The following is a 24,255-nucleotide window of genomic DNA, read 5'->3' as shown; positions in this document are numbered from 1 at the left end:
AAAATACTATATTTGTTTAATAAAACTTCCTACAATAATGAAAAAAATAACATTACTTTTTATCTTTTTATTTGTAATTTCTTTTACAAAAGCACAAGATAGAGTTATAAACCCGGGGGTTCCCTTTTTATTAGTTGCAGCCGACGCTAGAGCTGCAGGTATGGCAGACGTAGGAGTTGCAACATCAGCTGATGCTTTTTCACAACAATGGAATCCGGCTAAATATGCTTTTGCAACGGACCAAAAAGGATTTTCTATAAGCTACACACCTTACCTTACTGACCTGGTTAATGATATATCATTAGGGCAATTGACCTATTATCAAAAATTAAATGAAAGAAGTGCCTTTGCAGGAAGCCTTCGTTACTTTGGTTTAGGTGAAATTGAATTACGCGAAACAGGCGATCCTAACGAAACGCCTAGAATAGTTTCTCCAAACGAGTTTGCCATCGATGGTTCTTATTCCTTAAAGCTAAGCGAGAAATTCTCTATGGCTATTGCAGGAAGGTTTATCAATTCAAATCTAAAAGTGGCTTCAGATAATAACGATGCATCATCTGCAAGTACATTTGCTGTTGATGTAGCCGGTTTTTACCAATCCGAAGAAATAGCGTACAACGAATTCAACGGAAGATGGAGAGCAGGATTTAATATTCAAAATTTAGGTCCAAAAATCAGTTATGACAACGATGACTTTAACAACAACTTCATACCTGCCAATTTAAAAATAGGAACTGGTTTTGATTTTATTTTAGACGACTATAACAAGGTTGCTGTCAATGTTGAATTTAACAAACTATTAGTTCCTACACCACAAGATCCTGATTTAAACGGTGACGGAACCGTAACAACTGAAGAACGCAATCAAAACAACCAGAATTACCGCGCTATTGGTTGGACTTCCGGTGTTTTCGAATCATTTGGTGATGCTCCTGATGGATTTAGCGAGGAATTAAAAGAAGTTACTTATGCTGTAGGCGCCGAATATTTGTACCAAGATTCCTTTGCGATGCGTTTGGGATATTTTCACGAAAGTCCTTTAAAAGGAGCTCGTCAATTTTTCTCGCTTGGAGCAGGTTTCAAATACAATGTTGTCAAAGTAGATGTTTCGTATTTATTCTCGGCATCAAAAGTAAAAAACCCTTTAGAGAACACGCTTCGTTTTTCTCTTACCTTCAATTTTGGAGACAAATATGACGAATATTAAACATAAATAAAATCCACAAATAACAATCCAAATTTCAACACTATGAAGTTTGGATTTTTTTTCCTTAAAAAAGTATGAAAGAAATAACAATTACCACTCAATTCAAAGTATTCGATTCTATTCAAGATTTACCAAATGACATTCAGGAATTAATGACGCAAGCCGTTGAAGTCCGAAAAAATGCTTATGCTCCCTATTCAAAATTCAGAGTTGGAGTTGCAATTGTTTTAGACAACGGTAAAATTGTAGTAGGCTCCAACCAAGAAAACGCAGCCTATCCTTCGGGACTGTGCGCGGAACGTGTCGCTATTTTTTATGCCGGAGCAGTGTATCCGGAAGCCAAAATTTTAAAAATGGCAATTACAGCTGCTTCTGACTCGAATCAAACTACAGCTCCGATTCCACCTTGCGGATCTTGCAGACAATCTATCGCCGAATACGAAATCAAACAAGAGACCCCTATCGAAATCTATTTTATGGGAGAAATTGGCGCAATTTACAAATCAGAATCCCTGAAAAACTTGCTTCCATTTATGTTCGATAAAAAATTCTTGTAAAAATTCCAAAAATTGCCTATTAAATTTTAGTTCTTACTTGGAATGTCTTATTTTTGCATTTCGCAAATTTGTGGGAGGAAACTATTTTGCGTTATAGGTACAAATTGATAATACAATAACACTTTAGCAAAAGAAAAATTCAGATGAAAGAAGTTACAAAAGAAGTATATTTAAAGTGGTATGAAGATATGCTGCTTTGGAGAAAGTTTGAGGACAAACTTGCAGCATTATACATCCAACAAAAAGTTAGAGGATTTCTACATTTATACAATGGTCAAGAGGCCGTATTAGCTGGTGCATTGCACGCAATGGACTTGACAAAAGACAAAATGATTACTGCTTACAGAAATCACGTTCAGCCAATAGGTATGGGAGTTGATCCTAGACGAGTAATGGCAGAACTTTTAGGAAAAGTTACCGGAACTTCAAAAGGTATGGGTGGTTCTATGCACATCTTTTCAAAAGAGCACCGTTTTTATGGTGGTCACGGAATTGTAGGAGGACAAATTCCTGTAGGTGCAGGATTAGCTTTTGCAGACAAATATTTTGAAACTGGCGGTGTTACTATGACTTATTTTGGTGATGGAGCAGCACGTCAAGGATCTTTACACGAAGCTTTTAACATGGCTATGTTATGGAAACTTCCAGTGGTTTTCATTGTTGAAAACAATGGTTACGCTATGGGAACTTCTGTAGAAAGAACAGCCAATCATACTGATATCTGGAAATTAGGTTTAGGATACGAAATGCCTTGTGGACCAGTTGACGGAATGAACCCTGTAAAAGTTGCTGAAGCAATGACTGAAGCAATTGACAGAGCACGTCGTGGAGACGGACCAACTTTCTTAGAAATGAAAACATACCGTTATAGAGGACACTCTATGTCGGATGCACAATTATACCGTTCGAAAGAAGAAGTAGAAGAGTATAAAAAAATTGATCCAATTACTCAAGTTTTAGATGTAATTAAAGATCAAAAATATGCTACAGAAGAAGAAATCGAAGCAATTGATCAAAGAGTAAAAGATTTAGTGGAAGAATGTGTAACATTTGCCGAAGAATCTGAATACCCGCCTATTGAACAGCTATACGATGTAGTATACGAACAAGAGAACTATCCATTTTTACCTCATAAACTATAAATCAATTATGGCAACAATAATTACAATGCCTCGTTTGAGCGATACGATGACGGAAGGAACGGTAGCGACTTGGCTAAAAAAAGTAGGTGATAAAGTAAGCGAAGGTGATATCCTTGCAGAAATTGAAACTGACAAAGCAACAATGGAATTTGAGTCTTTCAACGAAGGAACACTTTTACACATAGGAATCCCTGCTGGTGAAACTGCACCGGTTGACTCTTTATTAGCAATTATAGGAAAAGAAGGCGAGGATATTTCGGCATTATTAGCAGGAAAACCAGCTGATGCAGCTCCAGCTAAAGAAGAAACAAAAGTTACTGAAGAAACAGCAACTACTCCAGAAGTTACTAAAGCTGCAGCACCTGCTACAGCTTCATTACCAAAAGGAGTTGTAGTTATCACGATGCCTCGTTTAAGCGACACCATGACAGAAGGAACAGTAGCTACCTGGTTGAAAAAAGTAGGTGATAAAGTAAGCGAAGGAGACATTCTTGCTGAAATCGAAACCGACAAAGCAACAATGGAATTCGAATCTTTCAACGAAGGAACTTTATTATACGTAGGAATCGAAGAAGGAAATACTGCACCAGTTGATAGTCTTTTGGCAATCATTGGACCTGCAGGAACTGATATCAGCGGAATTGCTGAAAATTATAAAACTGGCGGAGCGCCACAAGCAGCTCCTGCCGTAGCAGAAGAAAAAGAAGTTGCTTCAACAGAAAAAGCTTCGGAACCAATCGTTCAAGAGTCATCAACTGACGGTCAACGAATTTTAGCATCACCATTGGCAAAGAAAATTGCTAGTGACAAAGGAATTCAATTGACTCAAGTGAAAGGTTCTGGTGAAAACGGACGTATTGTAAAAAGCGATATCGAAAACTTCACACCACAAACTAGCGCTGCTCCAGCACCGACAAGTGCTGCTCCAGCCAAAGCAGAAACTGTAGCTGCTGCAAAACCATTTGTACCTGCAGGAGAAGTTTTCACAGAAGAAATCAAGAATTCGCAAATGCGAAAAATCATTGCAAAACGTTTAGCAGAGTCTTTATTCACTGCGCCACATTACAACTTAGTGATTGAGGTAACTATGGACGAAGCAATGAAATCAAGAGCTATCATTAACAGCGTTCCTGATACAAAAGTATCATTCAACGATATGGTGATAAAAGCGTGTGCATTAGCATTGAAAAAACATCCAAAAATAAATTCTCAATGGAGAGAAGATGCTATCATCATCAACCATCACGTGAATATTGGAGTTGCTGTAGCTGTTGAAGACGGATTAGTAGTTCCTGTATTACGTTTTACAGATGCTATGAGTTTATCTCAAATTGGCGGAAGCGTAAGAGATCTTGCAGGAAGAGCTAAAAACAAAAAATTATTGCCTACAGAAATGGAAGGAAGTACTTTTACAGTTTCTAATCTTGGAATGTTTGGTATTACAGAATTCAACTCTATCATCAATCAACCTAATTCTGCTATCCTATCTGTAGGAGCTATTGTAGAAAAACCGGTTGTGAAAAATGGTCAGATTGTTGTAGGAAACACAATGATGTTATCTTTAGCTTGCGACCACAGAACAATTGATGGTGCAACTGGAGCTCAATTTTTACAAACATTGAAACAATTTATAGAAAACCCAGTTACGATGCTTGCGTAATAACTCGGTTCTTAAAATACAAATCCCGTCAAGTTTTAAAAACAAGACGGGATTTTTTATTTATTCTTCTCCTCAATCCATCGAGACATATATTTGGTACTTTTTAAAGTATGATGCTGCAACATAGCCCCCATAAAATTGCTCAACCGATGTTGCTCAAAATTAGATCGTAAAAATTCTATTTTAGTACTAAAGTCCGTTTCGAACAAACCTTTAGAATATCTTTGATTGACAATCTCAATTCCGTTTTTTTGGGCTTTAACCCAAATTGTTTTGTCTAGATACAATTGTACTGCTGCATCGACAAAATCAGCTACATCATCCGTAATAAAGCCATTCCAAGGCAAATCCCCGTGCATGGATTCAGAACCAATAGTAGTCGTTACGCTTGGTGTTCCACATTGCATCGCTTCCAATAACTTCCCTTTAATACCGGCTCCAAAACGCAAAGGAGCCAAAACAACTCGCGCTTCCTTAACTACGTCTTGAGCGTTGCTAGCTCGTCCCATAATTAAAAAACTATCTCTGACATTATTCAATTGTATTACTTTTTGTGAAGGATAAGCACCATAAACATTCAAAACAGCTTCTGGCACTTGCTTTTTTATTAAAGGCCAAATCGTTTCTTTTAAATACTGAACGGCATTCCAATTGGGCTCATGAAGAAAATTTCCGATAAAAATAAAGTCTTTTCGATTTTCGAAAGAAGGCAGTTCCTCTATTTCAGAACTGATGATTGGTTCCAATAAAAAAGGCAAATAATACAATAATGCTTTATCTATTTTGAATGTAGATTCTAATAATTCCATTTCAAATTCGGAAATCATTAAAGACAAATCACAACGTAAAATACTGGCAATTTCACGTTTCGCAACCTCTTCTACAAATAAATCAGTTGTACTAAAAGAACGATTTTCCTTAAACGCTTTCTGGCGAGCCAATCGCAAACAATGTAAATCTTCAGTATCTAATATTCGCAACGCATCCGGGCAATTTTCAGCTACACGCCAACCAAATTGCTCCTCCATCATAAAACGATCAAACAAAACTACAGCAGGATTCAGTTCTTTTACAAAAATATCAAAACTGGAATTGTTCAGTTCAATTGATTTTTTATCCACTTCATATTCGCCTAAATCAACCATGAAATCGCTGTTTTGCGCAGGACTGGTAAACGTAACACTAAAACCTTGTGCTTTAAAAAGTGAAATCAGCTGCATCATCCTTCCTCCTGCTGCGGACGAATTTGGCTCCGGCCAAACAAAACCAATAATTAAAAGCTTTTGAACCTGATTCATATTATTATAAATTTCAATTGCAAAATAATGCTATTTTGTGTTCAATCCCGTCATTTGGACAAAAAATAGATTAGAAAACACTAATTTTGTTCTAAATAAATTTCAGTATCATGTTAGGATTAAAATTAGCCACAGACCCTCGTTGGGTAAATATAGTTGAATCGAATATAGAAGAAATCTTGACGGATCATGCTTGGTGTGAACAAAAGGCAGCATCAAATGCGATAAGTCTGGTTACTTATAACTCCGAATTGGAAGAATTAGTAACCGAGATGCTGATTATTGCAAAAGAAGAATTAGATCACTTGCAATTAGTTCATAATTTAATCAAAAGCAAAGGACTGACTTTAGGCAGAGAAAGGAAAGATCATTATGTAAATGAACTTTTTAAATTTATGAAAAAAGATGGCAGCCGAAAAGATGCTCTTTGTGATCGATTGTTATTTTCGGCTATGATTGAAGCCAGAAGTTGTGAGCGGTTTAAAGTTTTATCAGAAAACATAAAAGATGTCGAATTAGCCACTTTTTACAGAGACCTCATGATTTCCGAAGCAGGACACTATACCACTTTCTTGGGTTTCGCTCGAAAATATGCTGACAACATTGATGTAGACAAACGCTGGAAGGAATGGATTGAATTTGAAACTTCGATAATCACGAATTATGGTAAACAAGAAACGATTCACGGTTAATTAAAAAACAACCAAAATAATATTAAACGAAAAACAGGATGCTCAACGGCATCCTGTTTTTTAATTTTTACTATTATAAGTAGCTTATTTCACAATCATAAACTCAGAACGTCTGTTTAAGGCATGTTCTTCTTCGGTACAATTTTCCTGACAATCCACTTTAAATTCTGATTCGCCAAAACCTTTTCCAGTTATTTTATCAACACTAATTCCTTTTGAAATAATGTATGCTACAGTAGCATTTGCTCTTCTCTCAGAAAGATCTAAGTTAAATTCATCAGTACCTCTGGAATCAGTATGTGCCTTAACATAAATTTTCAATTTATCATTTTGAGACATTACATAAACCAATTTATCAAGTTCTGCAGCACCATTCTTAGTTATATTGCTTTTGTTGTATTCGAAATAAATAGGATTTAAAATAATTTCGGTTTCAGTAACTATAACTTCAATTGGATCAATTACTGCATCAACGGTAACTTTTCCTTCACTAATTTTAGCTACAGGAAAAGATTTTGAAACATAACCATCTTTAAAAACTTCTATAGTATATGGCTTTTGACATTCTACGTCATAAAGAACTTCTCCATTCATATTAGACATTTGAGTATCTAAAACTGTATTAGTCGCATCTAAAATAACAACTTTAGAATTAGCTAATAACTCCCCAGTTTTGGCATTTTTTACCACACTAAGAATCTGCCCTTTACATACTGGAATAGAACTATAGATATGGTCTACGCCACTACGATTACTGGATAAATAACCAATATTTTTTTCTTTATTAAATGTAAAAGCAAAATCATCTTTCTCCGTATTTACAGGTTTTCCAATGTTATATGGTTCCTCATCTTTATTTAAATCAACAGAAAAAACATCTAAGCTTCCAAAACCAGTCAAGCCGTTTGAAGAAAAATATAAAATAGCATCATCTGTTACAAAAGGAAAATTCTCGTCACCAGCTGTGTTAATTTTATTTCCTAAATTTTCTGGCGCGCCATATGTTCCATCATTATTCACTGTTACTTTCCAAATATCAGTTCCTCCTACAGAACCAGGCATATTAGAAGCAAAATAAAGAACCTTTCCATCTGCATCTATAGATGGGTTCCCCATAGAATAACTTTTACTATTGAATGGCAGTGAAGTAATAGATCCCCATTTACCGTTTTCTTTAACAGCTTTGTAAAGATTCACTTGACCAAATTTCAGCTTGTGTGTTTTATCTTTCTCGAATAATTTATCTTTGAAACTTTCGCTTGAAAAGTAAACAACATTACCGTCTTTGGTCATTGTAACAGGACCTTCATGAAACCTACTGTTTAATTCATCTACAGGAATTGGCTCTGAATAGCTTCCATCAGCATTATAAGTAGACTGATAAATGTCTAAATAAGGTTCGTTATTCCAACCGTATATTTTATTACTTTCATTTCTTGCACTTGCAAAATAAAGTATATCTCCATAAAGACTTGCTCCAAAATCTGATCTTTGAGAATTAACTGAAATTTTATCTACAACAAAAAGCTTCTCTTTATTCAATACCGAAAGGTAATTTGGATTCTTATTGAATTGTTTAGCTCTCTGATCGTCTGGTGCTAAAGCTGAAAATGTTTTCATTTGAGCATTAGACTCCGTGTATTTACCGTTAGATTTCAACATTTGAGCGTATCTATAATACGTTTCTGCATCTTGTTTTGTTTGTACAGCTTTGGCGTACCATTTTTCGGCTTCTACGGTATTGTGCATATAATAATAACTATCACCAAGTTGTTTAGTCACATAAGCATCTGTATTTCCTTTTTCAACTAAAGCTAAATATCCTTCAGCAGCTTCAACATAATCGTAGCTTTCAAATAATTTATCTGCATTTTTAGTCTCTTTATTTTGTGCGCAAAGTGAGAAACCTGCCAGCACAAAAAACAGTAAAAGTGTATTTTTTTTCATTAATTATAAAAATTAAATTTTAGAAAAATCTAGGAGAACGTGAAACTTTTTTCGATTCAAATAAATCATATAACAATATGAATTCATGTGATGATGGAGAAGTTACTTTCAAATCTGAAATAATATGATCGTAAGCATACCCAATTCTTAATTCAGGTGTGATAGCAAAATTGACCATTCCGCCAAAACTGTCTTCCAATCTATAAGTTGCCCCAATCTCAAATTTCTCTTGATATAAAAAATTGGCGGAAACATCTAAAGACGGAGATACATTAAACGCCGATTTTAACATTAACGAAGGCTTGAATTTCAATTCGTAATTAAGATCAAAAACATAACCTGCGGTTAAAAAATAGTGAGACACATCTGAACCATATTCACGTCCATTATAATCTAAGTGCGCTGATTTAATCATATTTGGAATCGAAAAAGACACATAATATTTATCTGTGTAATAAAATAACCCTGATCCTAAATTAAATGATGTATCGTTGATGTCTTCTCCAAAAATACCTTCATTAGGGTCTGGCAAACTGGATTGAATATCCCTGAGTCCTACTTTGTGAAAAGAGACTCCAGCTTTTAAACCAAATGCCAATCTTTGTGTGTCTCCTAATTTCAAAGTATAAGAGAAGTCTCCAAATACATTTTGCTCTGTTACTGGTCCAATCTTATCTGATATAAATGATAGACCAACACCTACATTCTTTCCCGCTGGAGTATGACCTGCGAAAGTAAATGAAGCTGGTGAATCTTCAATGTTTACCCATTGTTTTCTATATAAAAGACCAAAAGAAATACTCTCATTAGAACCTGCATAGGCTGGATTAATAACATTCATATTATACATGTACTGAGTATAATGTGGGTCTTGTTGCGCTTTTACATCCATATAGGCAATAAGAATTAAAAGAGACATCAATATTTTTTTGTTCATATCTATTTATTTTTCGGTTTATTGGTCTATTTAAAAATTTACAGACAAATAAATTTATTAATTACTGTTTTTCTCTGATTAAATAAATCCAACCTGTTTTTGGTTCTCCGCTATTGAATTCTATCACATAATAATAGGTAGCACTTGGAAGATCTTCTCCTTTGTTTGACTGACCTTTCCATTGGTCTGTATAATTCGCCTGATTGTAAACCTTGATACCATATCTATTAAATATTTCCAGTTTTTTAACATCCATCAATCTTAAATCAAAGAAGTCATTTGAACCGTTACCATCAGGAGAAATTCCTTTTTGGATATTACAATAAACAGACTCTATAACTACATTATTTGATGTTTCACAACCCGTATTCGTAGAAGTTACAGTAAGGGTATATGTTACAGGAAACACTACTTGTCCGCTTGGAGTTGATGCTATCACATCAGTTACGTTTAACACATTTGAATTAGTTCCAATAGGAGCTCCAGTATTATCCTTCCATTGATAAGACACATTGTTTGGATCATATGAGCCTAATAGTGGATTTGCTGTTATAACATATTCTTTATTTTCGCAATCACCTATTGTTTCAAATTGAATTTGTGGAGGAATCGCGTTTATAGTTATTTCAGCACCTATAGTTATACAGGCAATACTATTTGTAAATCGCACACTCATTGTATATTTCCCTGGCGCCAAATTATTAAACACATTGCTGTTTTGATAACCATTACCTAAACTGTACTGAACGTTTGCTTGAGTACTAATTGTAATGCTTCCTGATGGTACTAAACATGTTGGTTGTACAACTTGAACCAAAATTGGAGTTGACGGCAATAAAGGAAGTGGATTAATAGTTACACTTGTCAGACTTTGAACTGAACATGTATTATCAGCAATATTTCTAACATATAATATATAATTGTTTGGAGCTAATCCCGTAAATGTATTTGAAGCTTGATAAGTTGTACCATTCAAACTATATTCTACTCCAGATTGAGTTGCTATCACAATAGTCCCAGATGTAACGGAACATGTTGGCTGAACAACGCTAGAAGTTGTTGGAACTACTGGAGGAGTTGGAATTGCATTAATCGTTACCGCAGATGTTGATGTATTTAAACAGCTAATATCAGCTGTGTTTCTTACATACAAGGTATAATTACCCGGAGCCAATCCTGCAAATGTATTTGAAGCCTGATACGTTATACCGTTTAAACTATACGCTACTCCAGGTTGTGTTGTTATTACAATAGTTCCTGATTGCACAGCACATGTTGGTTGTACCACGCTAACTGCTGTTGGCACTAGCACTATTTGTATAGTATTAATTGTTGTTGTTAATGCCGAAGAAGTGACACAAGTAGTATCAGAAAGATTTCTTACATACAAAGTATAAGTAGTTCCTGGAGCCAATCCTGTGAAGAGATTTGAAGCTTGATACGTTGTACCATTCAAACTATATTCTACTCCTGTTTGTGCAGTTATAGTTATGCTTCCTAAAGGCATTCCACACGTAGGTTGAGTTACACTCGCCGTTGTTGGAACTACTGGTGGAGTTGGAATTGCATTAATTGTTGTTACAGATCCAGATGAAGTTACACAAGTGTTATCGGCTGTATTTCTAACATATAATGTATAAGTTCCTGGAACTAATCCCGTGAACGTATTTGAAGCTTGATATGTTGTACCATTCAAACTGTACTCTACTCCTGTTTGTGTTGTTATTGTAATGCTTCCTGAAGGTGTTCCACAAGTAGGTTGAACAACACTTGCTGTTGTTGGAACTACTGGAGGAGTTGGAATTGCATTAATCGTTATTGGAGATCCAGATGGAGTTATACAAGTATTGTCAGCAATATTTCTAACATACAAAATATAAGCACCCGGAGCCAATCCGCTAAAAGCATTTGAAGCTTGATACGTTGTACCATTCAAACTATATTCTACACCTGTTTGTGTTGTTATGCTAATACTCCCTGATGGTGTTCCACACGTTGGTTGAGTAACACTTGCCGTAGTTGGAACTACTGGAGGAATTGGAATTGCATTAATTGTTGTTGCTGAAGACGATGAAGTTACACAAGTAGTATCAGCAGTATTTCTAACATACAAAGTGTAATTACCCGGAGCTAATCCTGTGAAAGTATTTGAAGCTTGGTAGGTTATACCATCTAAACTATACGCTACCCCAGATTGTGCTGTTATGGTAATACTTCCCGATGGCATACCACATGTTGGCTGAGTAACGCTTGCCGATGTAGGAACTGCTGGTGGGTTTGGAATTGCATTAATTGTTGTTACTGACCCGGAAGAAGTTATACAAGTATTGTCCGCTGTATTTCTAACGTATAATGTATAAGTAGTACTTGGAGCTAATCCTGAGAAAACATTAGAAGCCTGATACGTTATACCATTCAAACTGTACTCTACTCCTGTTTGTGTTGTTATGGTAATACTTCCTGTTGGTGTTCCACAGGTAGGTTGAACAACGCTTGCTGTTGTTGGAACTACCGGTGGAGTTGGAATCGCATTGATGGTTATTGAAGACCCAGATGGAGTCACACAGGTATTATCAGCTGTATTTCTAACATATAAAGTGTAATTACCCGGAGCTAATCCGCTGAAATCATTTGAAGCTTGATACATTGTGCCGTCCAAACTATACATTACTCCTGTTTGTGTTGTTATGCTAATACTTCCTGATGGAGTGCCACACGTAGGTTGAGTAATACTCGCCGTTGTTGGAACTACCGGTGCAGTTGGAATTGCATTAATTGTTGTTGATGACCCAGACGAAGTTACGCAAGTATTGTCCGCTATATTTCTAACATACAAAGTGTAATTACCCGGAGCTAATCCGCTGAAAGCATTTGAAGCTTGATAGGTTATACCATCTAAACTATACGCTACCCCAGATTGTGCTGTTATAGTAATACTTCCTGACGGTGTACCACAGGTTGGCTGAGTAACGCTAGCCGATGTAGGAACTGCTGGAGGGTTTGGAATTGCATTAATTGTTGTTACTGACCCGGAAGAAGTTACACAAGTATTGTCTGCTGTATTTCTAACATAAAGAGTATAAGTAGTACTTGGAGCTAATCCTGAGAAAACATTCGAAGCTTGATATGTTACACCATCCAAACTATACTCTACCCCAGATTGTGTTGTTATGGTAATGCTTCCTGTTGGTGTTCCACAAGTAGGCTGAACAACGCTCGCTGTTGTTGGAACTACAGGAGGAATAGGAACTGTATTAATTGTTATTGCTGCCCCAGATGGAGTCACACAGGTATTATCAGCTGTATTCCTAACATACAAAGTATAATTACCAGAAGCTAATCCATTGAAAGTATTTGAAGCTTGATACGTTGTGCCGTCCAAACTATACATTACTCCTGCTTGTGTCGTTATTACGATACTTCCAGATGGTGTTCCACACGTTGGTTGTGTAACACTTACTGTAGTAGGAACTACAGGAGGAGTTGGAACTGCGTCAATTGTTGTTGCTGAAGCTGATGAAGTTACGCAAGTAGTATCCGCTGTATTTCTAACATACAAAGTATAAGACCCCGGAGCTAGTCCATTGAAAGTATTTGAAGCTTGATAGGTTATCCCATCCAAACTATACTCTACTCCTGCTTGTGCCGTTATTACGATACTTCCAGATGGTGTAGCACACGTAGGTTGAGTAACACTCATCGTTGTTGGAACTGCTGGTGGAGTAGGAACTGCATTAATTGTTGATACTGATCCAGATGAAGCGGCACATGTATTATCTGCTATATTTCTAACATATAATGTATAACCTCCTGGAACTAATCCCGTAAAAGTATTTGAAGATTGGTAGGTCGTACCATCCAAACTATACTCTACTCCAGTTTGCGTTGTTATAACTAAACTTCCAGATGGCGTAGCACACGTAGGTTGAATAACGTTTGCCGCTGTTGGAACCACTGGAGGAGTTGGAATTGCATTAACAACTGCAGGAGTAGCTGATGAAAGCACACAAGAATTATCTAATTTATTTCTAACATATAAGGTGTAATCCCCAGGTACTAATCCCGAAAATGTATTAGAATCTTGATAAACAGTACCATTTATACTATACTCAACCCCAGGTTGTGTTGCAATTACAATAGTTCCGGTTTGCAAAGCACATGTTGGTTGTGTAATGCTGGCCGTTGTAGGGATTGAAACAAAATTCATCGTAATATTTGCCTCTGAATAACAAGGTGTTAATGCAGCTGAAGCAACAACTACAGGATTTGGATCTCTAAGATTATAATCTATGGCAGCAATCCCATAATCTAAATTACTAGTTCTTTCCGGACTCAAAAATGAATTAGTAACAGACTGACTACCATCTTCTTTATCATTCATTGTCAATGCAAAAAACTTAATATCTCCTGTTGTATAACCAATAAGAGATTTTAAAACTTCTACTTCAAAACCAAGATTATAATCATTAATCCCACTATTATTTTTATTAACACCCATTACTGCTGAAGGAAAACCTGTAGCAGCACTTCCTAAATAAGTTTTAACAGATGCACCTGTTCTTAACTCAATAACATTAGCATAATAATTCGTTTCGGCTGCATCTGTAGAAATAACTAAACAATAATCAGCCTGAAAATAAGAATCGAAAGTACTAGGATTATTATTAAAAATATTAAAGGCTCTAACTAATGGATCAGAACCTGCTTCATCACCATAATTTGAAATATTGAATCCTCCATTTTTGGTGTCAAGAAATAATAAAATACTTCTATTATTTAAAACTTTACCTGCAATCCCTAAAACTACCTTATCTTCTAAAGCACTTATTTTTAAAGAATTTAAATATCCTGTTGAAGCATTAGTTGACAATGGTGCAGAAAGAAAATTATCCTCTAAAGCTCCCGTTCCCCATGATGTCTCAGTAATAGATCCATCCATAGTAACTGCATATCTAGTCCTTACTTTAACAACTTGACCATCAGTTAAAGCATTAGTTGTAAACATTCTATTTGTTGACATACCTTGCATAACAACACCATCAACAGAAAACTCGAATAAATCTGCTCCACCTGAAGCAGTGAAAGTAACAGGTGTTCCTAAACATAAAGGACTAGTTGTATTATTTGGTGGAGAAGCTGTCAAAGTAACCCCTGAAGGCGCTACATAAATTGATGCTACAACCGGTACACGTGTACTAATATCACTTCCTGACCTACTACGCACATAATATGTTCTAGTTGAACTAATACTTGGACTGTAAATAGTTCCAGTGTAAATAGGGGTTGTTGATGTTTGAGAAGTAAACCATTCAATAGTTTCTGTACCATTAGCTCCAAATGCATAAACATTAACCTGCATTAAACTAACACCATCGCCACAAGAACTACCTGCAGTAGTTGAAGGTGGTGGTAAAACAGCTTTGGTTTTTGAAATCCTTAATGATTTTTTATTTTTTTTTATTGTATCTGTAGAAATCAATTTTGAAGAAACATCAAAATTCACATCATGTAATTTCACAAGATCCTTTAAATTTTTCGAACTTAATGTAAACCCAAATAATAAATGAAATAGTAAAAATAAAAGTAATTTTTTCTTCATAAACTGATTTTTGTAGTTAATATATAACAGTATAATATTTTTAATCTCTAAAAGTATTCTTTTATTTCCAATGAACAAATCAAATTTTAATAAAAATTTAACTATTTAAAAATAAAGAGATTAAATAGCTGTAATCTTCATTCCTATTTGAATAGTTTATAAAAACCCAACCTTATCAAACGCAAAAAATCCTGATCAAAACAATAATTAGGATTTAAAAGAATCAAAAACAAGTTCAGATTAAAGAAAGGCGTCGAGTCGAGGCGTTAGCCGAACACGTCTCACCGCTGTAAAACAAAAAATCCTCATCAAATAAATGATGAGGATTCTTCAAAGAAAGGCGACGACATACTCTCCCACATAACTGCAGTACCATCTGCGCAGGCGGGCTTAACTACTCTGTTCGGGATGGGAAGAGGTGAGCCCCGCCGCAATAACCACCTTAAGAGGTTATAATTGCTTTGGGCAATTATTGTAACAATTAACAATTTATCATTGATAATTAATCACATAATATCTTAACATACTGAGATAAAGAAAAAGTATTGAAGTTCCTGAAATAAATTCAGGATAAAAGAAAGTTTCTTCTCCCGTCCCGAAAGACGGGAGAAAAGCGTACATAAGCTTACGGGTTATTAGTACTACTCGACTATGACATTACTGCCTTTACATCTATAGCCTATCAACGTGGTCATCTCCCACGACCCTTAAAAGAAATCTCATCTTGTGGTGGGTTTCGCGCTTATATGCTTTCAGCGCTTATCCCTTCCAAACGTAGCTACTCTGCGATGCCACTGGCGTGACAACAGATACACTAGAGGTTTGTCCAATTCGGTCCTCTCGTACTAGAATCAGATCCACTCAAATTTCTTGCGCCCACAGTAGATAGAGACCGAACTGTCTCACGACGTTCTGAACCCAGCTCGCGTGCCACTTTAATGGGCGAACAGCCCAACCCTTGGGACCTTCTCCAGCCCCAGGATGTGACGAGCCGACATCGAGGTGCCAAACCCCCCCGTCGATATGAGCTCTTGGGGGAGATCAGCCTGTTATCCCCGGCGTACCTTTTATCCTTTGAGCGATGGCCCTTCCATGCGGAACCACCGGATCACTATGCTCTACTTTCGTACCTGATCGACCTGTATGTCTCTCAGTCAAGCTCCCTTATGCCATTGCACTCTACGCACGGTTACCAAGCGTACTGAGGGAACCTTTAGAAGCCTCCGTTACTCTTTTGGAGGCGACCACCCCAGTCAAACTACCCACCAAGCAATGTCCCCCGCATAACGGGGTTAGGCCTCAGATAAACAAAGGGTTGTATTTCAACAATGACTCCACAACGCCTAGCGACGCCACTTCACAGTCTCCAACCTATCCTACACATCATTTATCCAAGGTCAATACTAAGCTATAGTAAAGGTGCACAGGGTCTTTTCGTCCCACTGCGGGTAAGCGGCATCTTCACCGCTACTACAATTTCACCGAGCTCATGGCTGAGACAGTGTCCAGATCGTTACACCATTCGTGCAGGTCGGAACTTACCCGACAAGGAATTTCGCTACCTTAGGACCGTTATAGTTACGGCCGCCGTTTACTGGGGCTTCAATTCAATGCTTCTCCGAAGATAACATCTCCTCTTAACCTTCCAGCACCGGGCAGGTGTCAGGCCCTATACTTCATCTTACGATTTTGCAGAGCCCTGTGTTTTTGATAAACAGTCGCCTGGACCTCTTCACTGCGGCCAGCATTGCTGCTGGCGACCCTTCTCCCGAAGTTACGGGTCTATTTTGCCTAATTCCTTAGCCATGAATCTCTCGAGCACCTTAGGATTCTCTCCTCGACTACCTGTGTCGGTTTGCGGTACGGGTACTTATTACCTGAAGTTTAGAGGTTTTTCTTGGAAGCCCTTAGGCGCACTATCTCTTTGTCCGAAGACTCCGAGTACTATCGTATTTCCCCAAGCCGCGTGGATTTGCCTGCGCAGCTTATAGGTAGGTACTTCAACGAACTATTCCGTCAGTTCGCGGCGCTTTCATCACTCCGTCACCCCATCACAGTAATAACTAGTACGGGAATATTAACCCGTTGTCCATCGACTGTCCCTTTCGGGTTCGCCTTAGGTCCCGACTAACCCACAGCTGATTAGCATAGCTGTGGAAACCTTAGTCTTTCGGTGTGCGGGTTTCTCGCCCGCATTATCGTTACTTATGCCTACATTTTCTTTTCTAACCAGTCCAGCATGCCTTACGACACACCTTCTACCCTGTTAGAATGCTCCCCTACCACTTGTAATAAATTACAAATCCATAGCTTCGGTAATATGTTTATGCCCGATTATTATCCATGCTCGTCCGCTCGACTAGTGAGCTGTTACGCACTCTTTAAATGAATGGCTGCTTCCAAGCCAACATCCTAGCTGTCTGGGCAGACAAACCTCGTTCTTTCAACTTAACATATATTTGGGGACCTTAGCTGATGGTCTGGGTTCTTTCCCTCTCGGACTTGGACCTTAGCACCCAAGCCCTCACTGTTATGAAACATTATATAGCATTCGGAGTTTGTCAGGAATTGGTAGGCGGTGAAGCCCCCGCATCCAATCAGTAGCTCTACCTCTATATAACTTTACGCATAACGCTGCACCTAAATGCATTTCGGGGAGTACGAGCTATTTCCGAGTTTGATTGGCCTTTCACCCCTACCCACAGGTCATCCGAAGACTTTTCAACGTCAACCGGTTCGGACCTCCACACTGTGTTACCAGCGCTTCATCCTGCCCATGGGTAGATCACACGGTTTCGCGTCTAACACTACTGACTAAAGCGCCCTATTCAGACTCGCTTTCGCTACGGATCCGTGGCTTAACCACTTATCCTTGCCAGCAACGTTAACTCGTAGGCTCATTATGCAAAAGGCACGCCGTCACCCCACGAAAGGGCTCCGACCGCTTGTAAGCGTATGGTTTCAGGATCTATTTCACTCCGTTATTCACGGTTCTTTTCACCTTTCCCTCACGGTACTGGTTCACTATCGGTCTCTCAGGAGTATTTAGCCTTAGCGGATGGTCCCGCCAAATTCAGACAGGGTTTCACGTGCCCCGCCCTACTCAGGATACCACTATCGTTATCTTCTATTACTTATACAGGGCTATCACCTTCTTTGGCTCTACTTTCCAGTAGATTCTAATTCTATCCGCAACAAATAACGTGGTCCTACAACCCCAACATTGCCGTAACAACATTGGTTTGGGCTAATCCGCGTTCGCTCGCCACTACTTACGGAATCACTTTTGTTTTCTTCTCCTCCGCCTACTTAGATGTTTCAGTTCAGCGGGTTTGCCCACCTATCGGTGTACTATGTCTTCAACATAGTGGGTTGCCCCATTCAGGTATTTACGGATCGTATCGTGTGTGCCAATCCCCGTAACTTTTCGCAGCTTATCACGCCTTTCATCGCCTCTGAGAGCCAAGGCATCCCCCATACGCCCTTATTTTGCTTATTGTACCAATCTCGTTAATTAAAACGAGACCGTTTCTTTTACTTGTCTAATGATAAACAAGTAAAAAATGCTTTCTACTTTTTATTATTTTCTTATCTCAATATGTCAATGAACTTTTTTCTAGTGATTAGCCCTTAGTAATTAGTGATTAGTTTTTGACTAATTACTTTTTACTCTTTACTACTCACTCGAATAGTGGAGAATAACGGAGTCGAACCGTTGACCTCCTGCGTGCAAGGCAGGCGCTCTAGCCAGCTGAGCTAATCCCCCAATCTAATTATGAATTGTGAATTATGAATTATGAATTTATATTTCATAACTCCTCAACTCTAGAATTTCTTCTTTTATTTAAGCTTTAAATAGTTGTCTCGGACAGACTCGAACTGTCGACCCCTACATTATCAGTGTAGTACTCTAACCAGCTGAGCTACGAGACACTCTTATTCTTAAATGGTATTATTTGAACTAACAGCAAGAGTAATAAAACGTTGGGATTTGTTTCCAACTTGAACTTTCGTCTTCTTTCTTTAGCGTGCATATAGCTAACACTAAAGCTCTAGAAAGGAGGTGTTCCAGCCGCACCTTCCGGTACGGCTACCTTGTTACGACTTAGCCCTAGTTACCAGTTTTACCCTAGGCAGCTCCTTGCGGTCACCGACTTCAGGCACCCCCAGCTTCCATGGCTTGACGGGCGGTGTGTACAAGGCCCGGGAACGTATTCACCGGATCATGGCTGATATCCGATTACTAGCGATTCCAGCTTCACGGAGTCGAGTTGCAGACTCCGATCCGAACTGTGACCGGTTTTATAGATTCGCTCCTGGTCACCCAGTGGCTGCTCTCTGTACCGGCCATTGTAGCACGTGTGTAGCCCAAGGCGTAAGGGCCGTGATGATTTGACGTCATCCCCACCTTCCTCTCAGTTTGCACTGGCAGTCTCGTTAGAGTTCCCGACATGACTCGCTGGCAACTAACAACAGGGGTTGCGCTCGTTATAGGACTTAACCTGACACCTCACGGCACGAGCTGACGACAACCATGCAGCACCTTGTAAATTGTCTTGCGAAAAGTCTGTTTCCAAACCGGTCAATCTACATTTAAGCCTTGGTAAGGTTCCTCGCGTATCATCGAATTAAACCACATGCTCCACCGCTTGTGCGGGCCCCCGTCAATTCCTTTGAGTTTCATTCTTGCGAACGTACTCCCCAGGTGGGATACTTATCACTTTCGCTTAGCCACTGAAATTGCTTCCAACAGCTAGTATCCATCGTTTACGGCGTGGACTACCAGGGTATCTAATCCTGTTCGCTACCCACGCTTTCGTCCATCAGCGTCAATCCATTAGTAGTAACCTGCCTTCGCAATTGGTATTCCATGTAATCTCTAAGCATTTCACCGCTACACTACATATTCTAGTTACTTCCTAATAATTCAAGTTTAGCAGTATCAATGGCCGTTCCACCGTTGAGCGATGGGCTTTCACCACTGACTTACTAAACCGCCTACGGACCCTTTAAACCCAATGATTCCGGATAACGCTTGGATCCTCCGTATTACCGCGGCTGCTGGCACGGAGTTAGCCGATCCTTATTCTTACAGTACCGTCAAGCTGGTTCACGAACCAGTGTTTCTTCCTGTACAAAAGCAGTTTACAATCCATAGGACCGTCATCCTGCACGCGGCATGGCTGGATCAGGCTTGCGCCCATTGTCCAATATTCCTCACTGCTGCCTCCCGTAGGAGTCTGGTCCGTGTCTCAGTACCAGTGTGGGGGATCTCCCTCTCAGGACCCCTACCCATCGTTGCCTTGGTAAGCCGTTACCTTACCAACTAGCTAATGGGACGCATGCTCATCTTTCACCGTTGTGACTTTAATTATAAAGTGATGCCACTCTATAATACTATGAGGTATTAATCCAAATTTCTCTGGGCTATCCCTCTGTGAAAGGTAGATTGCATACGCGTTACGCACCCGTGCGCCGGTCTCTAGTTCCGAAGAACTATACCCCTCGACTTGCATGTGTTAAGCCTGCCGCTAGCGTTCATCCTGAGCCAGGATCAAACTCTTCATCGTATATTGTGTGAGATCAGATAAATCTTCTCTCTTTGTTTATTCGACTAAATTCTAGTGGTTTTTTCAAATCTCTCGATTCTATTACTCTCATTCTTTTGTTTTGAAATCTCTTTCAAAACGGCTGTCAATTCAATATGTCTAGGAACGTGTTCTTCTTTGTTTTTCCCTTCGTTAACACTACTTAAAGTGTTTCTCGAAGCGGGTGCAAAAGTACAACTTCTTTTTTAACTGGCAAGAAAATTTTGAAGTTTTTTTTGGAAATTTTTATCTCCGTTTTACTACCGTTTTCTTATCAGCTTGTCAAGGAACTTTGCGCGTTTTGCGGGGTGCAAATGTAATAAACTCTTTCTAATCTCACAAGCTTTTCTGAATCTTTTTTTGAAAATAAATTCCCTCTCTCAATCCAGTTTACTTGTCAGTATTCTAAAGAACGTCTGCGTCATTGCGGGTGCAAAAGTAGCACCTTTATTCGCTTTTACAAGCTTTTTTAAACCTTTTTTTTCATGTTTTCTTAACCTATCCTTTAACTCGCTGAAAACATGATTCTTGAATAGTAAAGTTTTTTATGATAAACTGCCTTTTAACTCCCGATGAATGGGATTTCAAATCAAAACCTCCTATTCCAATAAAGATGGGCAACTTTCAACTGCCTCTCCCTTCTTTATAAAATCTTGGGAAATTCTAGCTTTATTGCCTTTTATACGGCTGACAGCTTCAATTTGTGCACTAAAAAACAGCTCCACTTGCCAGAATACCTACAAAAGAACACAACAGGTTAAATATTTTGTCTCTTACCTTATATAGTAACAAACTTCTCTTTCCCATTCTATCCTATATATAAGGTCCCAAAATACACATCAAAACGACAAAAAGCTCTACTTAACCAAAGTTCGCGTTAGGGATAGCAGCGAAAAGCCCACAGTCTCGCCTTTTTTGGCGGGACGAGGACTTGTAGCACATAGCCCGACTCCTTAATATAAAGAAAGGCGACTCTCCACTAAGAGAATCGCCTTTCTTTATATTAAGGTGGAACGCCAAAAAGAATTTCCTAATCGAAACGTATGGCTTTCACTGGTGATATTTTGGTTATTATATAGGAAGGAATTAATAATACCAGGAAACAAACGGTCACCGTAAGCAGATTTAATAAAAGTATGTATCCCCAATTTAAGTATACTGGCGCTTGATTGACGTAATAATTCTCAGGAGGAAGTTGAATTATCCCAAATTGTTGTTGGATTAACAATAATGAAATACCTATTAGATTCCCCCAGAAGAGTCCTCTTACTATAAGGTAGAAGGCGTTGTAGAGAAATATTTTTCGGACTGACCAATTATTGGCCCCTAATGCTTTTAGGATTCCTATCATTTGCGTTCGCTCGAGAATAAGCACTAATAACGCTACTACCATATTGATTGTAGCAACAAGAATCATGACTACTAATATAACGATGATGTTGAAATCAAATAGTTGAAGCCATTCGAATATGTAGCTGTACTTCTCGATTATAGTTTTACTGTCTAATGTTGATGATGTTTGCGCATATACTTGTTCTCCCGTAGCTTCTATAGTATCAAAATCGTCAACAAAGACTTCGAAAGCACCTATTTGATCTGGCGCCCATTTATTGATACGCTGCATGTGACGAATATCTCCAATTATATAGGTAGCGTCGAATTCTTGAAAACCAGAATTAAAAATCCCAACAACATCAAAATTCCTCAAGTTATACCCATTCTCTTTCATAAAAAAAGTATTAAATGCATCACCTACTTTCAAATTCAATCTATTTGCTATAAACTCAGAAATCACAACTTCTTCATTTAAATTACCATTGACATTTGGAATTTTACCTTGAACAATGTATTCCTTTATATTATCCCATTTATAATCATTTCCTACTCCTTTGAAAATAATTCCCTCGAAAGCAGTTTCGGTTCTAATAATTCCGGCTTTACTGGCAATAGCCTGAATATGCTCAACTCCTGGAACAGATGTAAACTTTGGATAAAAATCTTGTTTTTTAGAAATGGGTGTGAGCGTAACTTCGGATTGATTGTTGTCGTAATTCGAAATAATGATATGTCCATTGAAAGCCGAAACTTTCTCTCGAATTTTTTGCTGTAGTCCAATTCCAGTTGCTACTGAAACAATCATCATAATCATACCAATGGCAATTGCCGAGATTGCAATTTTTATAATTGGCGCAGATATGCTACTTTTATAATCTTTAGCGGTTATAAGTCGTTTGGCGATGAAATATTCTAAATTCAATTTAATTGCTTTTCTAATTTGGATTTGCTTCGCCAGTTTGCGTTGCTAAAGCCAAAAATACAGCTAAAACACGAATTACACTAATTGGCATTAATTTTATTTGAACCACTATATGATTCCATTTTTAAGAATATCGGTTAGTTTTGTATTTTTAACAATCATTTCAACTTCCTGTTCTGCAAGGAAAACAAATGACAGCGAAAATATAAAACCAACTTTAGAAAAAACTAAAAACAACCTAACTATCGAAATAAAGACTGGAGCTGATAATTACAACCATTATTTACCATTATTAAAGGATAAGAAAATTGGTGTTGTCACTAATCAAACCGGAATTCTATCCAATAAAACACATTTAGTAGATTATCTATTAGAAAAAAACATTGCTATCCAAAAAATATTTGCACCAGAACATGGTTTTCGTGGAACTGCAGATGCAGGCGAACATGTGGTTGATGGGAAAGATTCTAAAACTGGACTTTCAATTATTTCGCTTTATGGCGATAACAAAAAACCGAAACCAGAACAACTAGCCGGAATTGACATTATGGTTTTTGATTTGCAAGATGTAGGCGCGCGATTTTATACTTATATTTCTTCGTTACATTATATCATGGAAGCCTGTGCCGAAAATAATATCCCGCTTTTAATTCTAGACCGACCAAATCCTAACGTAAGTATTGTAGACGGGCCAATTCTTGAAACTGCATATACCAGTTTTGTGGGAATGCATCCAATCCCTTTGCTTCACGGAATGACAATTGGCGAATATGCGCAAATGATAAACGGTGAAAAATGGTTAAAGAATGAAGTGCAATGCAAATTGACCGTTATTCCTTGTATTAATTACAATAGAAAAATGAATTATAGTTTACCTGTAAAACCTTCACCGAATCTTCCCAACGATCAAGCCGTAAATCTTTATGCGAGTTTGTGTCTTTTTGAAGGTACAAATGTGAGTGTGGGAAGGGGAACTGAAAAACAATTTCAGATTTATGGCTCTCCTTATTTACCTAAAAGTGACTTTAATTTTATTCCTAAACCAAATTTTGGCGCACAAAAACCAGTTTACAATGGTATCGAATGTTACGGAGAAGATTTATCTACAGCTAAAAAAGTAAATCGACTGGAATTAAAATGGTTGATTAAAGCCTATCAAACTACAACGGACAAATCTAAATTCTTCAATCCCTTTTTTACCAAACTCGCAGGAACTAAAAAATTACAAGAACAAATAGAAGCTGGGACTTCGGAAGATAAAATCAGAGAAAGCTGGAAAAAAGGGCTAATCGATTTTAAAGAAATGAGATTGAAATATTTGATATATTAAAAAGAAATAAAGAAACAAGAAGCAAGACTTGCTAATACTTA

11 protein-coding genes, 2 tRNA genes and 3 rRNA genes are annotated in these 24,255 nt (G+C 37.9%); 6 read left to right on the top strand and 10 right to left on the bottom strand.

Going from position 1 to position 24,255, the window contains the following annotated elements; genetic code table 11:
• Window positions 1–37 precede the first annotated feature (37 nt).
• From porV to C8C87_RS01770, 4 genes are all read left to right on the top strand, one after another.
• Window positions 38–1,207: a type IX secretion system outer membrane channel protein PorV gene (gene porV / locus C8C87_RS01785; protein ID WP_121340909.1), complete on the top strand. Its 1,170-nt coding sequence runs from the start codon at window positions 38–40 to the stop codon at window positions 1,205–1,207.
• A 74-nt stretch (window positions 1,208–1,281) separates the two neighbouring features.
• Window positions 1,282–1,764 (top strand): cytidine deaminase, encoded by a 483-nt coding sequence (gene cdd, locus C8C87_RS01780; RefSeq protein WP_121340908.1) that lies wholly within the window; start codon window positions 1,282–1,284, stop codon window positions 1,762–1,764.
• A gap of 143 nt (window positions 1,765–1,907) precedes the next feature.
• Window positions 1,908–2,906: a pyruvate dehydrogenase (acetyl-transferring) E1 component subunit alpha gene (pdhA, locus tag C8C87_RS01775; protein ID WP_099713541.1), complete on the top strand. Its 999-nt coding sequence runs from the start codon at window positions 1,908–1,910 to the stop codon at window positions 2,904–2,906.
• Between the two features lie 7 nt (window positions 2,907–2,913).
• Window positions 2,914–4,566, top strand: coding sequence for a pyruvate dehydrogenase complex dihydrolipoamide acetyltransferase (locus C8C87_RS01770; protein WP_121340907.1), 1,653 nt, complete (start codon window positions 2,914–2,916; stop codon window positions 4,564–4,566).
• Window positions 4,567–4,622: 56 nt separating this feature from the next.
• On the opposite strand, the gene C8C87_RS01765 is transcribed toward C8C87_RS01770, so the two are convergent.
• The gene (locus tag C8C87_RS01765; RefSeq protein ID WP_121340906.1) at window positions 4,623–5,864 is read right to left on the bottom strand and encodes a glycosyltransferase; all 1,242 of its coding nucleotides are present in this window, start codon (window positions 5,862–5,864) and stop codon (window positions 4,623–4,625) included.
• A gap of 110 nt (window positions 5,865–5,974) precedes the next feature.
• Between C8C87_RS01765 and C8C87_RS01760 the strand changes: the two genes are divergently transcribed.
• Window positions 5,975–6,556, top strand: coding sequence for a tRNA-(ms[2]io[6]A)-hydroxylase (locus C8C87_RS01760; protein WP_099713544.1), 582 nt, complete (start codon window positions 5,975–5,977; stop codon window positions 6,554–6,556).
• Window positions 6,557–6,640: 84 nt separating this feature from the next.
• Here the strand turns inward: C8C87_RS01760 and C8C87_RS01755 are convergent, their stop codons facing one another.
• The 9 genes from C8C87_RS01755 to C8C87_RS01715 all read right to left on the bottom strand — a co-directional run bounded on the left by C8C87_RS01755 (window position 6,641) and on the right by C8C87_RS01715 (window position 22,884).
• Window positions 6,641–8,503 carry an OmpA family protein gene (locus tag C8C87_RS01755; RefSeq protein WP_121340905.1) on the bottom strand — a complete coding sequence of 621 codons (1,863 nt, stop codon included), beginning with the start codon at window positions 8,501–8,503 and terminating at the stop codon, window positions 6,641–6,643.
• Window positions 8,504–8,522: 19 nt separating this feature from the next.
• A complete protein-coding gene (locus C8C87_RS01750) occupies window positions 8,523–9,440 on the bottom strand; it encodes a type IX secretion system membrane protein PorP/SprF (RefSeq protein ID WP_099713546.1) in 918 nt (305 codons plus the stop codon).
• A 61-nt stretch (window positions 9,441–9,501) separates the two neighbouring features.
• The gene (locus C8C87_RS01745) at window positions 9,502–15,039 is read right to left on the bottom strand and encodes a gliding motility-associated C-terminal domain-containing protein (RefSeq protein ID WP_121340904.1); all 5,538 of its coding nucleotides are present in this window, start codon (window positions 15,037–15,039) and stop codon (window positions 9,502–9,504) included.
• Window positions 15,040–15,374: 335 nt separating this feature from the next.
• Window positions 15,375–15,484 (bottom strand): 5S ribosomal RNA (rrf, locus tag C8C87_RS01740).
• Window positions 15,485–15,654: 170 nt separating this feature from the next.
• A 23S ribosomal RNA gene (locus C8C87_RS01735) occupies window positions 15,655–18,538 on the bottom strand.
• Window positions 18,539–18,731: 193 nt separating this feature from the next.
• Window positions 18,732–18,805, bottom strand: a tRNA-Ala gene (locus C8C87_RS01730).
• A gap of 93 nt (window positions 18,806–18,898) precedes the next feature.
• Window positions 18,899–18,972, bottom strand: a tRNA-Ile gene (locus tag C8C87_RS01725).
• Between the two features lie 123 nt (window positions 18,973–19,095).
• Window positions 19,096–20,609 (bottom strand): 16S ribosomal RNA (locus C8C87_RS01720).
• The 16S, 23S and 5S rRNA genes sit together here with 2 tRNA genes alongside, the layout of an rRNA operon.
• Before the next feature lie 1,048 nt (window positions 20,610–21,657).
• A complete protein-coding gene (locus tag C8C87_RS01715; protein ID WP_121340903.1) occupies window positions 21,658–22,884 on the bottom strand; it encodes an ABC transporter permease in 1,227 nt (408 codons plus the stop codon).
• A gap of 112 nt (window positions 22,885–22,996) precedes the next feature.
• On the opposite strand from C8C87_RS01715, the gene C8C87_RS01710 reads away from it, so the two are divergent.
• Complete coding sequence (locus tag C8C87_RS01710) at window positions 22,997–24,214, top strand: exo-beta-N-acetylmuramidase NamZ domain-containing protein (protein WP_121340902.1); 1,218 nt, start codon at window positions 22,997–22,999, stop codon at window positions 24,212–24,214.
• Window positions 24,215–24,255 lie beyond the last annotated feature (41 nt).

The organism is Flavobacterium sp. 120, from assembly GCF_003633605.1.
Taxonomy (GTDB): domain Bacteria; phylum Bacteroidota; class Bacteroidia; order Flavobacteriales; family Flavobacteriaceae; genus Flavobacterium; species Flavobacterium algoritolerans.
This window is presented reverse-complemented; position numbering and strand designations above follow the sequence as displayed.